The 12,636-nt window shown below is 72.9% G+C and carries 11 protein-coding genes; 5 read left to right on the forward strand and 6 right to left on the reverse strand.

Annotated features, from left to right (window positions below; all coding sequences use genetic code 11):
* Window positions 1–1,813, forward strand: a 1,813-nt coding sequence (locus ACWC21_RS04635) for a transglutaminase TgpA family protein (RefSeq protein WP_450878092.1), incomplete at its 5' end; no start/stop codon positions are given.
* Window positions 1,814–2,104: 291 nt separating this feature from the next.
* Here ACWC21_RS04635 and ACWC21_RS04640 read toward each other — a convergent pair.
* From ACWC21_RS04640 to ACWC21_RS04650, 3 genes are all read right to left on the reverse strand, one after another.
* Window positions 2,105–2,494 (reverse strand): DUF3040 domain-containing protein, encoded by a 390-nt coding sequence (locus ACWC21_RS04640; RefSeq protein WP_450878094.1) that lies wholly within the window; start codon window positions 2,492–2,494, stop codon window positions 2,105–2,107.
* Window positions 2,495–2,778: 284 nt separating this feature from the next.
* A complete protein-coding gene (locus ACWC21_RS04645) occupies window positions 2,779–3,549 on the reverse strand; it encodes a methyltransferase (protein ID WP_450878096.1) in 771 nt (256 codons plus the stop codon).
* Window positions 3,550–3,637: 88 nt separating this feature from the next.
* Complete coding sequence (locus tag ACWC21_RS04650) at window positions 3,638–4,201, reverse strand: SAV_6107 family HEPN domain-containing protein (protein WP_450878098.1); 564 nt, start codon at window positions 4,199–4,201, stop codon at window positions 3,638–3,640.
* 180 nt (window positions 4,202–4,381) lie between these two features.
* On the opposite strand from ACWC21_RS04650, the gene ACWC21_RS04655 reads away from it, so the two are divergent.
* From ACWC21_RS04655 to ACWC21_RS04670, 4 genes are all read left to right on the forward strand, one after another.
* Window positions 4,382–5,194, forward strand: coding sequence for an ATP-binding cassette domain-containing protein (locus ACWC21_RS04655; RefSeq protein WP_450878100.1), 813 nt, complete (start codon window positions 4,382–4,384; stop codon window positions 5,192–5,194).
* The gene (locus ACWC21_RS04660; protein ID WP_450878102.1) at window positions 5,166–7,250 is read left to right on the forward strand and encodes a YhgE/Pip family protein; all 2,085 of its coding nucleotides are present in this window, start codon (window positions 5,166–5,168) and stop codon (window positions 7,248–7,250) included. The genes ACWC21_RS04655 and ACWC21_RS04660 overlap by 29 nt, the downstream gene beginning before the upstream one ends.
* A gap of 50 nt (window positions 7,251–7,300) precedes the next feature.
* Window positions 7,301–7,930: a TetR/AcrR family transcriptional regulator gene (locus ACWC21_RS04665; RefSeq protein ID WP_450878104.1), complete on the forward strand. Its 630-nt coding sequence runs from the start codon at window positions 7,301–7,303 to the stop codon at window positions 7,928–7,930.
* Window positions 7,931–8,296: 366 nt separating this feature from the next.
* Window positions 8,297–9,808, forward strand: coding sequence for a phytoene desaturase family protein (locus ACWC21_RS04670; protein ID WP_450878106.1), 1,512 nt, complete (start codon window positions 8,297–8,299; stop codon window positions 9,806–9,808).
* Window positions 9,809–9,823: 15 nt separating this feature from the next.
* Here the strand turns inward: ACWC21_RS04670 and ACWC21_RS04675 are convergent, their stop codons facing one another.
* The 3 genes from ACWC21_RS04675 to thiE all read right to left on the reverse strand — a co-directional run bounded on the left by ACWC21_RS04675 (window position 9,824) and on the right by thiE (window position 12,522).
* Window positions 9,824–10,768: an SCO2102 family sporulation regulator gene (locus tag ACWC21_RS04675; protein WP_450878108.1), complete on the reverse strand. Its 945-nt coding sequence runs from the start codon at window positions 10,766–10,768 to the stop codon at window positions 9,824–9,826.
* 56 nt (window positions 10,769–10,824) lie between these two features.
* On the reverse strand, window positions 10,825–11,748 hold the full coding sequence (gene metF, locus ACWC21_RS04680) for a methylenetetrahydrofolate reductase [NAD(P)H] (RefSeq protein ID WP_450878110.1): 924 nt from the start codon (window positions 11,746–11,748) through the stop codon (window positions 10,825–10,827).
* 114 nt (window positions 11,749–11,862) lie between these two features.
* Window positions 11,863–12,522: a thiamine phosphate synthase gene (thiE, locus tag ACWC21_RS04685; protein ID WP_450878112.1), complete on the reverse strand. Its 660-nt coding sequence runs from the start codon at window positions 12,520–12,522 to the stop codon at window positions 11,863–11,865.
* Window positions 12,523–12,636: the final 114 nt, after the last annotated feature.

Here is a 12,636-nt window from a genome sequence, read left to right on the forward strand (position 1 = left end):
GTGGGGCCGGGTGTTCGGCGGGGCGCCCCGCACGCCCGGCGGGTCGTCGGACGGTGCGGTGGCCCCGGTCCGTACCGGGCGGCGCATCGGCGCGGCGGCGCTGGGCGTGGCGCTGTTCGTGCCGCTGGCCCTGCCCGCGATGAGCGGCGGCCTGCTGGACGCCGCCGGTACGGGCATCGGGAGGGGCAACGGCAACGGCGGCACGATCTCCGCGGTGAATCCGCTGGTGTCGCTGCGCGACAGCCTGAACGTGGACCAGGACCGCCAGGTGCTGTCCGTGAAGACGAGCACGAACGACATCTCGGATCTGTACCTGCGGATCGTCTCCCTGGACGACTTCGACGGCACCACCTGGAAGCCGTCCCAGCGGCACATCGTGGGCGTGCCGGACCGGTTCCCGACACCGATCGGCCTGAGCCCCGACGTCAAGCGCAGCAGTATGCGGACCGTGATCACGGCGGCCGACTGGTACGCCCAGGACTGGCTGCCGATGCCGTACCCGCCGAGCAGCGTGCGGATCAGCGGCAACTGGCGCTACGAGCCGGTGGGCATGACGGTCGTCGGTGACCACGGTCAGAACACGCGTGGCAAGTCGTACACGGTGACCAGCGTGGACGTGCAGCCGACCGCGGAGCAGCTGGGCGGTGCCCCGCAGCCGCCGGCCGCCCTGGTGCGGGAGTACACCAAGGTGCCGTCCTCGCTGCCCAAGGTGGTGAAGCGGACCGCCGAGGAGGTCACCTCGGGCGCGACGAGCCACTACGACGAGGCGGTCAAGCTCCAGGACTACTTCGCCGTGACCGGTGGCTTCCAGTACGACACCCGGGTGGAGGTCGGCCGGGGCCCGAACGCCATAGCCAACTTCCTGAAGCAGAAGCAGGGCTTCTGTGTGCACTTCTCGTTCGCGATGGCCGCGATGGCCCGCACGCTGGGCATCCCGGCCCGGGTGGCGGTGGGTTTCGCACCCGGGTCCCCGCAGGTGGACGGCTCGGTGTCGGTCGGTCTGAAGGACGCGCACGCCTGGCCGGAGCTGTACTTCGAGGGCGTGGGCTGGACCCGTTTCGAGCCGACCCCGACCCGGGGCACGGCACCGTCGTACACCCAGACGGACACACCCGGCAGCAGCCTCCCGGACCAGGTACGGCCCTCGCAGACGACGAGCGCGGCGCCGGCCGCGCCGGTCTCCCCGAGCGAGAGCTGCTCGGCGCAGCAGCGCAAGCTCGAGGCGTGCGGCGGTCCGTCGACGCAGGCCGCGCAGGACAACCAGCCGCAGTCCCGGTCGTGGTGGGTGTACGCGCTCTGGGTGCTCGGCGGGCTCGCCGTCGCGCTGGTCCCGTTCCTGCCGATGCTCTGGCGGGTCCGGCTGCGCGGGGCGCGGCTGGGCGGGCACGCCCGTACCGACAAGGGTGCGGCGGCGCACACGCTGGCCGCCTGGCAGGAACTGACCGACTCCGCCTGGGACTTCGGAATTCTGCCGGACGAGTCGCAGACGCCGCGCAAGGCGGCCGCCCGGATCGTCCGGCTCGGCCACCTCGACCCGGTGGCCGGGGCCGCGGTGCACCGGGGGGCGGACGCGGTGGAGCAGGTCCTGTACGCGCCTCGGCCGCGCCCGAAGGCCGGGCTGGCGGAGGATGTGCGGCAGGTGATCGCCGCGTTCGAGGGCTCGGTGAGTTCCCGTACGCGGCTGCGGGCGTTGTTCGCGCCCCGTTCCACCGTGCGGGTGCTGTGGGCGGCTTCGGCCTGGTGGGCGTCCGTCACGGCGCGCGCGGCGGCGGCCCGTCCGGCACCGCGCAGGGCGTCGGGCCAGCAGGGCTGAGGCTCCGCCGGAAACCGCCGGACAGCGGCAAAGGCCTCGCGGCATGCACGAGGGGCGGCCACCGGGATGGTGGCCGCCCCTCTCACGTCTGTCGCCCGAGCCGCCGGAGGCTGGTGGGCGGTCTTGCCCCGGGGGAACGGCGTCCGTCGCGGCGCACGGGGTGTCGGGACAGCAGGCCCGAAGCCCTGAGGCGGACAGCCGGACCGCGTCCCAGGCTTCGCCGCATGCACGAGGGGCGGCCACCGGGATGGTGGCCGCCCCTCTCACGTCTGTCCCCCGAGCCGCCGGAGGCTAGTGGCCCTGCTCGTCACGGCGGCGCTGCCAGCGCTGCTCGATCCTGTCCATCATGGAGCGCTTGGGCCGTCCCTGCCGCCGTGCCTGCGGGGCGCCGGCGGGCTGTTCGCCCGGCTTGGGGGCCTTGCGCCAGCCGGTGACGGCGAGCACCGCACAGCCCAGCATGACGAGGAAGCCCACCACGCTGACCCAGATCAGCTGCGCGACCATTCCGGCCATGAGGAGCGCGATACCCACGAGGAAGCCTGCGACCGCCTGGTAGACCCGCCGCCGGGTGTACGTACGCAGCCCGCTTCCCTCGAGCGCCGACGCGAACTTGGGATCTTCTGCGTACAGCGCTCGCTCCATCTGCTCGAGCATGCGCTGCTCGTGCTCCGAGAGCGGCACGGAGTCCTCCTCATCGTGCAGTCGCCGGGGCGACCGGGGGGTCCCTTCAGGATAGGCAGGGAATCGCCCCCGTGAAACCCGCCCCTATGCGCCAATTGGCCAACCAGGACCGCCATGCCGGGCCCGGCTCGCTGAGGCTTCCATTCCCCGGCGGCCGACCCGTCATGCCGAGCGGTCTCCTTCGATCATACGGCGCAAACCCCTCGATCGGGGGGCCTGTGGCGTACTCCATGTGCCGTCGACGCCCTGATCAGCGGGGTGCCGCTGTCGGCACGTGGGGCGGCTCACGCCGCCCTGGGCCCCGCCGTCTCGCCGAGCACGTGCAACTGGGTGGCCACGGAGTGGAAGGCCGGGAGCTCGGCGGCCGCCGCCTCCAGCTTCAGCAGGGCGTCGACGGCGCCGGGCTCGGTGTCCACGAGGACGCCCGGGACCAGGTCGGCGAAGACCCGCACGCCGTGCACGGCACCGACCCTCAGGCCCGCGCCCTCGACCAGGGCGGTGAGCTGCTCGGCGGTGAAGCGCCGCGGCACCGGGTCGCCGGAGCCCCAGCGGCCGTCGGGGTCCTCGAGTGCCTGCTTGGCCTCCTTGAAGTGGCCCGCGAGGGCGCGCGCGAGCACCGCGCCGCCGAGGCCGGCGGCGAGCAGGCTGAGGACGCCCTCGGGGCGCAGGGCTGCCACCGCGTTGCGGACGCCCTCGGCCGGGTCGTCCACGTACTCCAGGACACCGTGGCACAGCACCGCGTCGTACCCGCCGCGCTCGACCACGTCGAACAGGCCGTGGGCGTCTCCCTGCACGCCCCGCACCCGGTCGGCGACGCCGGCCTCGGCGGCCCGGCGCTCCAGCGCGAACAGCGCGTTGGGGCTGGGGTCGACGACGGTGACGCGGTGGCCGAGGCGGGCGACGGGCACCGCGAACTTGCCGCTGCCGCCGCCGGTGTCGAGGACGTCCAGCGAGTCCCGTCCCGTGGCCTTGACCCGGCGGTCGAGGGCGTCCTGGAGGACCTCCCAGACCACGGCGGTACGGAGAGAAGCGCGAGGGCGCATCGGGTCCGACACGGTTGTTGACTCCTCGGGACGGAAGGCTTCGGCAACGCTTCAGGCGTCCTCCACCCTATTGCCTCCGCCGCCGCTCGCGGTCACCGTCTCAGCCCGCGTCCGGCATCTCGCGCGGGGCGGCCGGGCCCTCCGGCTCGTCGGCGTCGCGACGGGGCTGGGGCAGGACCGGCTGGAGCACCAGCATCCGCTCCACGAGGCGGACGAACATCGCCACGTCACGTATCAGGTCGTCGGCGTCACGGCTGCTCGCGGCGCCCTGGATGCCCGCCTCGGCCCGGGCGCGGCGGTCGGCGCCGGAGGCGAACAGCGCGCTCCACTCGGTGAGTTCGGGTGCGATCTCGGGAAGCACTTCCCAGGCGCTCCGGATGCGTGCGCGGCGCCTCGGGGAGGGCTCGGGGCGGCCGCGGGCGGCGAGGACGGCGGCGGCGGTGCGCAGCGCGGCGAGGTGTGCGGTCGCGTAGCGCTCGTTGGCGGTTTCCAGGACGGCGGCCTCGTCGAGGCCGGCACGGGCCTGGGCGAGCAGGTCGAGGGCGGCGGGCGGGGCCGTGGACCGGCGCAGCACGGGATGCACGTCGCTCGCCGGTCCGGTCAGTGAGGGGGCAGGGCCGGTGGCGCGGCGCCGGTGGGCGGCGGCTGCGGACGAGTGGGCCATGACGAACCTCCTGTCGTCTGGGTAACGGCACGCCCTGCTATGAGGTGCCGTATGTGCCCATCGTGAGGTATGGCACTGACAATCCGTTCTGACCTGGACTTTTGCTTCGATCGAAGGTTCGGGTTAGTTTTTGCACTGACCAGTCAGTTCAAAGAATCGCGCAGGGGGAAGGCGGGAGCCATGGACCCGTCACAGGACAGTGCCCAGGACCTCGGTGTCACAGCCCTCGGCGTCACGGCCCGCGACTTCGGGCTGCGCGGGCCGCGCGGCTGGGCGTTCCGGGGCGTCTCGGTCGACGCGGAGCCCGGCTCGCTGATCGCCGTCGAGGGGCCCTCCGGCTCCGGCCGTACGTGTCTGCTGCTCGCGCTCACGGGACGCATGAAACCCACGGAAGGAGTCGCCACCGTCGGCGGCCTCAAACTCCCGCGCCAGATGTCCGCCGTGCGCCGGATCAGCGCCGTGGCCAACGTCGCCGGGGTCACCGACCTGGAGCCGGCCCTCACCGTCGGGGAGCACCTGCGGGAACGGGCGCTGCTGCAACGCCGCTTCGGCGGTTCCCTGCGCTCCCTGCTGCGGCCCCGGGCGGAACGGGCGGGTGAGGCCCGGCGCCGGCTCGACGCCGCGCTGGCCGCCGCCGGGCTCGACCTCGACGCCCTGCCCAAGGGCGCCCGGACGGCCGTACGGGACCTCGAGCGGCTCGAGGCGTTGCGGCTGTCCGTCGCCCTGGCCCTCGCCGGCGACCCCCGGCTGCTGGCCGTGGACGACACCGACCTCAAGCTCTCCGACACGGAGCGGGCCGAGGCGAACGCGCTGCTGGCCTCCGTGGCCGCGGCCGGGACGACGGTCGTGGCGGTGTACGCCGACGCCCCCGAGGGCGTCCCGACCGTCTCCCTCCGGCCCTCCGGTACCACCGGCGACGCGACCCACGACGAAGCGACCTACGACGAAGCGAAGGAGGCGGCGGATGCGCTCGCCGGGACTGGCCGCCCTTGAGCTCAGGCGCTTCGGCCGGGGCCGGCTCCCCCGTGCCGCCCTAGTCGCGCTCCTCGTGCTGCCCCTGCTGTACGGCGCCCTGTACCTGTGGTCGTTCTGGGACCCGTACGGCCGCCTCGACCGCATCCCCGTGGCCCTCGTCAACGACGACAAGGGGGCGACCGCCGACGGGAAGAGGATCACGGCGGGCGACGACATCGCCGACGGGCTGCGCGACAGCCGGACCTTCGACTGGCACCAGGTGAGCGCCGCCGAGGCCCGCCGGGGCGTCGAGAACGGCACCTACTACCTGTCGCTGACCATGCCCGCCGACCTCAGCCGGCGCATCGCCTCGAGCACGGGCGACTCCCCCGAGACGGGTGCGCTGCAGGTGCGCACCAACGACGCGAACAACTACATCGTCGGGCAGATATCCCGGACGGTGTTCAGCGAGGTGCGCACGGCCGCGTCCACCAAGGCGTCCCGGTCGTTCCTGGACCGGATCTTCATCTCCTTCTCCGACATCCACGGGCGGACGGAGAAGGCCGCCGAGGGCGCCGACGAGCTGGAGGGCGGCATCGGGAAGGCGGAGCGGGGCGCCAAGGACCTCGCCGACGGGCTGAAGGACGCCAAGAGCGGCAGCGGCAAGCTGGCCAAGGGCCTGAAGAAGCTCGACCGGGGCGCGGGCGACCTCCAGGACGGCTCGCGGCAGGTCGCCGACGGCACCCGGACCCTCGCCGACAAGGTCAACGGGGTCTACGCGAAGGTGGGCCCCTTCGTGAAGAACAACGAGAAGACCATCGGGGACACCGCCCGGCTCGTCGCCGACTCGGCGAAGACGGTCCGCGACAACCTCGACGTCCTGGTCAGGACGGCCCCGGCCGCCGCGAGGACCGCCCACGCGGCCTCCACCACGCTGGACGAGGTCTACCGGACGCACTGCGGGACGGCCGTACTCCCCGACCCGGTCTGCCCCGACCTGAAGAAAGCCAGGACGGCGGCCTCCGACGTGGCCACGGTCGCCGACGACCTGAACACGCTGATCGCCGACCAGGACGGTGACCTCAAGACCCTCCGCACGAACCTCGGCACGCTGCAGGAGCAGGCCCAGGCGCTCGCCGACCGCGCCCCGCACCTCTCCGAGGACCTCGACGACGCCGTGTCCCGGGTCAACGAGCTGAACGAGGGGGCGGGCAGGGTCGCCGCGGGCGCCGAGAAGCTGCACACCGGGCTGGGCACCGCGACGACCGGAGCGACCACGCTGGACAAGGGCATCGGCACGGCCGAGTCCGGCGCCGAGGACCTCGACGGCGGCCTGTACAAGCTGGTCGACGGATCCGGGAAACTGGCCGGCGGCCTGCACGACGGGGCGAGGAAGATCCCCGACTACGGCAAGCAGGACCGCGACAAGCGCACCGGGGTCATGGCCGATCCGGTACAGCTGGCCTCCAGGGACCTGCACCACGCGCCGAACTACGGCACCGGGTTCGCCCCGTACTTCATCCCGCTGTCCCTGTGGGTGGGCGCGATGGTGGCGTACATGCTGATCCCGCCGCTCAACCGGCGTGCCCTCGCGGTCGGCTCCTCCGCCTGGCGGATCGCGCTGGCGGGCTGGCTGCCGGTGGCCGCGGTCGGGGTGCTGCAGACGGCCGCCCTGATGTCCGTGCTGCACTGGGCGATCGGCCTGGAGATGACCCGGGCGGCCGGGACGGTGGGCTTCCTGTTCCTGGTGGCGGCCTGCTTCGCGGCGATCGTGCAGTGGCTGAACGCGCGCTTCGGCCCGGCGGGCCGGATTCTCGTCCTCGCACTGCTGATGCTCCAGCTGACCTCCGCGGGCGGCACGTACCCGGTGGAGACCAGTCCCGGCTTCTTCAACGCGATCCACCCCTTCCTGCCGATGAGCTACGTCGTGACGGCCCTGCGCCGGCTCATCACCGGCGGCGGGCTCGGCCCGGTGTGGCCGGCGTGCGCCGTGCTGGCGGCGTTCACCGTGGGAGCCCTCGCGCTCACCGCCCTGTCCGCGCGCCGCCTCCAGGTGTGGACACTGGACCGGCTGCATCCGGAACTGAGCCTGTGACCTCGCCTTTCGCATCCCCTTCGGGAGCCGTTCCTGTGACAATCGACGCCATGGAAAGCAGCAGCGCCACGTCGGGTGGCAGCACACGCCGGGAGGCCACCCGGCAGAAGCTCTACGAGGCGGCCGTCACGCTCATCGCCGAACAGGGCTTCTCCGCCACGACCGTCGACGAGATCGCCGAGCGGGCCGGGGTCGCGAAGGGCACGGTCTACTACAACTTCGCGAGCAAGTCGGTTCTCTTCGAGGAGCTGCTGCGGCACGGTGTCGGCCTCCTCACCGCGTCCCTGCGCGAGGCCGCCGAACGGACGGCGAGCGAGGGCGGCAACAAGGTCGACGCCCTGGACGCGATGATCCGGGCCGGGCTGGTCTTCATCGACCGCTACCCGGCCTTCACCCAGCTGTACGTGGCCGAGCTCTGGCGGACCAACCGCGCCTGGCAGTCGACGCTGATGGTGGTCCGGCAGCAGGCCGTCGCGGTCGTGGAGGGCGTACTGCGCGAGGGCGTGGCGAACGGCGAGTTCAGCGAGGACATCGACGTCCAGCTGACCGCGGCCGCCCTGGTCGGGATGGTCCTGGTGGCCGCACTGGACTGGAAGTCGTTCCAGCCGGAGCGGTCGCTGGACGACGTCCATGCGGCGCTGTCCCGGCTGCTCCAGGGGCGGGTCAGCGGGAAGGGCTGAGCGATCCGCACGCGCGCGTGCACGGAAGAAGGCGCCGGTCCCTCGTGGCCGCGTCCCCCGCGGGCCACCTCGAACCGGCGCCTCTCCCTTGCTCCCCCGTGCGGTCGTCCCCCGGGCACCCCCGTGCCTCGCTTCCGCCGACGGATCGGCGGCAACGAGCGGATCGAGGGCGGCCCCGTTCCGGCGCCCCGTGTCGCCGGTGCCGGAGCCAGGCCCCTTCTCCGTGTCTCCACTCTCTCGTCCGCGCAGGTGGCAGCCCATCCGTGCGCGTACTCATCTCATGCACTAGGTACGGATACTCAGCCCCGAGCGCTCATCCACAACCCCTGGGCGGAACTGTCGGTGCCGGTCGCTAAAGTCGCAGGCATGGCACGGATTGCGGTGATCGGCGCCGGGATGGGCGCGATGGCGGCCGCCGCCAGGCTGGCCGTCGCGGGCCACCGGGTGGCGGTGTACGAGCGTACGGAGACGTACGGCGGTGCGGTGCGCCGGTTCGAACGGGAGGGGTTCCGCTTCGACACCGGTCCCGGGCTGCTGCCCCTGCCCGCGGTCTACCGCGACCTGTTCGTCAAGACCGGCAAGGAACCCCTGGAGTCCTGCGTCGAGCTGGTGCAGGTCGACCCGTCGTCACGGCACGTCTTCGCGGACGGCACCGAGGTGTCGTTGCCGAACGCCTCGCGCGCGGGTGTCGTGGCCGCCCTGGACGAAGCCCTGGGCGAGGGCGCGGGCCGACGCTGGGGCGACTTCCTGGTGCGGGCACGCGAGGCCTGGGACCGCACCCGGCGCCCCCTGCTGGAAGAGCCCCTGTGGCCGAACTGGCAGGTGCTGGCCGAGCGCGAGCCCTATCCCGCCGTCCCGCACAAGCGGCTGCTGCGCACCCGGCGTGCCACCACGCTGTCCCAGGTCGGTGACTGGGAGCTGCGCGACCCGCGTCTGGCGGCGCTCCTGGAGAGCCACGCCCTCGCCCACGGCCTCGATCCCCGGGTGGCTCCGGCGAGCGCGGCCGTACTGCCGTACATGGAGCACGCCTTCGGCGTCTGGTATGTGCGCGGCGGCGTCCGGGAGTTGGCGCGCGCGGTGTACGAGCGGTGCGTGGCCCGCCGGGTGGAGTTCACCTTCGGCGCGGAGGTCACCGGGATCCTGGAGAAGGACGGCCGGGCCGCCGGTGTCGAGCTGGCCGAAGGGGCGGTGGCCGAGGCCGACTTCGTGGTGGCGGACGTGGACCCGGTGCGGCTGCGGGGCCTGACGGAGCATCCGCTCGACGCCGACGGGGACGTGCGCGCCGAGACCACGGCGTCCCGTCCGGGCCGGTTCACCGTGCTGCTGGCCCTGCGCGGCGAGCGCGAACCCGGCACCGCGCACCGCACGGTGGTGCACGCGCCGGACGCCGAGACCGAGCAGGACTTCCTGGCCTCCCCCGGCGGCGACGAGCCGGTGCGGCCCACGGTGACCGTGCTGCGGCCCGACGACCCCTCCCTGCGCCCGGAGGCCGGGTACGAGTCGGTGGTCGTCCATGCGGTGGCGCCGGCGGACGCGGGCTGGGAAGAGGCGGGCCTGGTCCGGCGCTTCACCGAGCTCGTCCTGGACGCCGCCGGGTCCGCCGTACCCGGGCTGCGGGAGCGGCTGATGTGGCACGAGGTGCGCACGCCGGGCGACGTGGCGGCCGGGACGGGCGCCGCTGCCGGAGCCGTTCCCGCTCCTTCGCTGGCCGCCGGCGGCGGCCGTTTCCTGCATCCGGCCAACACCACGCGCCTGCCGGGTCTGTACCGGGTGGGCGGCTGGGCACATCCAGGCGGGGGGCTCCCCCACTCCGGCATGTCCGGCGCGCTGGTCGCGGGGCTGATCGTGGAGGGGCCGGACTTCCGCGGTTCCCAGTGAGACCCGCGACGGGCCTCAGAAACGGTACTGCTCGTCGAATCCGTGCCCCTGCTGCTGCCCGCCCGACTGGTAGGGATACGGCTGCTCGGTGGGGAGTTCACCGCCGTAGGGCTCGTCGGTGCGCTGCTGCGGCACCCAGACGCCGTCGGAGGGGGTCTCGCCGTAGCCACCGGTGCCGTAGTGGCCCTGGCCGTAGCCCTGCTGGTCGTAGCCCTGGCCGCCGTAGCCCTGGTCGTACCCGGTCCCGCTGCCGGTCCCGTTGTAGGGGTCGGAGTAGCCGTTGTACTGCTGCTGGCCTCCGGCGTCGTAGGCGTAACTCTGCTGGCCGTAGCCGGAGTAGTCGTAGGCGTACGACTGGTCGGTGCCCGGGGCCGCCGTCGCGTAGGTCTCCTGGGGCTGGGCGGCGGAGGTGTGGGCGGAGCCCGTGAAGGAGTCGCCGTACACGCCGTACGAACCGGTGTCGTCGGGCATCGGCTGCGGCTCGTAGACCGCGGTGGTCTCGGCGGCCGTGGGCTCGGCGGAGCGGGTGAGAGGAGTGAAGACGTCGTCGCGGTCGTAGTCGTCGAGGCCGTAGGCGGTGCCGTCCGGGCCGAGGTCGCCGTAGCCGGCCGCCTCCGCCGCCTTGCGGCCGGAGACGTCGAGGGCGGGCTCGTCGGGCTCGGGTTCGCCGCGGCGGCGCTTGCTCCGGCCGGCTTCGCCTGCGGCCGGCCGGCTGACCGCCCAGCCCGCGGCGAAGCCGCGGCGGAACGACAGCGTGACGTAGGTCTGCCCGACCGCGAAGGCGGCCGCGCCCAGACCGATGACCAGCACGGACGGGATCAGCACACCGGCCACGACACCGAGGAAACCGACGAAGGCGAGCAGCCGCCAGCGCAGGCGCGCCTTGTACTGCAGCAGCACCTCACCGAGCAACCACAGCGCGACGATGCCGAACGCGATGTAGAGGACCGCCCAGCCCATGTACGCCCCTCTCCCAGTGGCCGCTACGCAGTGTGGCGTATCGCGGTGCGGCCGGTCTAGGCCTGCGGGGGATGGTGCAGGCCCAGGTTCTCGTAGATTTCCAGCGTCGCCGTGGAGTTGTTCAGCGTGATGAAGTGCAGTCCGGGCACTCCCTCGGACAACAGCCGTGCGCAGAACTCCGTGGCGAATTCGATACCGATTGAGCGTACCGCCGCCGGATCGTCTTTGGCTGTGAGGATCCGCTCTTTCAGGGCGGGCGGGAAGAGCGCGTTGCTGAGCTTCGGCAACCGCTGCAGCATCTTCACACTAGTCACCGGCAGGACCTCGGGGATGACCGGGGTCTCGCAGCCCGCGGCGGCCACCCGGTCGCGCAGGCGCAGGTAGGACTCCGGCTGGAAGAACATCTGCGTGATGGCGTAGTCGGCGCCGGCCCGGCACTTGTCGACGAAGTGCTCGACGTCGGTGTCCCACTCGGTGGAACGCGGATGCATCTCCGGGAAGGCCGCGACGCCCACGCAGAAGTCACCCGACTCCTTGATGAGCCTGACGAGCTCGGCCGCGTAGGTCAGGCCCTGGGGGTGCGGCACCCAGTCGCCCATCGGGTCACCGGGCGGGTCGCCGCGCACGGCGAGCATGTTGCGGATCCCCGCGTCCGCGTACTGGCCGATGATGTTGCGCAGCTCGGCGATGGAGTGGTTGACCGCGGTCAGGTGGGCGACCGGCGTCAGCGTGGTGTCGACGACGATCTGCTGGGTCTCCTTGACCGTGGTGGCACGCGTGGAACCACCGGCCCCGTACGTCACCGACACGAAGTCGGGCGCCACCGCCTCGACCCGGCGCAGCGCGTTCCAGAGGTTCCGCTCTCCCTGGGGTGTCTTTGGCGCGTAGAACTCGAAGGAGTACGTCGTCTTGCCGGTGCCGAGGATGTCACGCACCGTGCGCGCGCGATCGGTCCTGGTGGATGCGGTTCCGAGGGCCATACCGGCAGGTTAGCCAGGGGCGGCCGGTCCCCCAACCGAAGGCCGGAAATTTGCCCGAATTTGTCGGCCTGCTGTCCACCACTTGGACATACGTGCACACCGGTGGGTGCGGCGTCAGGCCTGTCGCAGTCGCTTGGTGAACTCCGCCGCCGCCGCTCCCGGGTCCGGGGCATCGGTGATCGCCCGGACGACGACCACCCGGCGGGCCCCCGCGTCCAGGACCTCGTCGAGGTTGCCCAGGTCGATGCCGCCGATCGCGAACCAGGGGCGGTCGGTGCCCAGTGCGGCGGTGTGCCGGACCAGGTCGAGACCGGGGGCGTGGCGGCCGGGCTTGGTGGGGGTGGGCCAGCACGGGCCCGTGCAGAAGTAGTCCACACCCTGCTGCGCGGCGGCGGCCTCCGCCTCCGCCTCGGCGTGCGTGGACCGGCCTATCAGGACGTCCGCTCCGAGGATGGCGCGGGCCGCGGGGACCGGGAGGTCGCCCTGTCCGAGGTGGAGCACGTCCGCGGCGGCGGCGTGGGCCACGTCCGCGCGGTCGTTGACCGCCAGCAGCTTGCCGTGCCGGGCGCAGGCGTCGGCGAGGACCGCCAGGTGCTCCAGCTCCTCGGCCGCCTCCATGCCCTTGTCCCGCAGTTGCACGACGTCGACACCGCCGGCCAGCACCGCGTCCAGGAACTCGGCCAGGTCGCCCTGCCGTCTGCGGGCGTCCGTGCACAGGTAGAGCCGTGCGTCGGCCAGGCGCTCGCGTGCGGTGCCGGCGGCAGTCTCAGTCATGCGCGGGTCCCCCCGGTGTCGTGCGGTGCCGGCGGCGTACGGACCGTGCCCCACCGTGGCCGGGCCCCGGCGGCCGCGGCCCGTACGCCGGACGGTGTTCGGTTCGAGACGATC

The sequence above is a fragment of the Streptomyces sp. NPDC001348 genome (assembly GCF_053597535.1).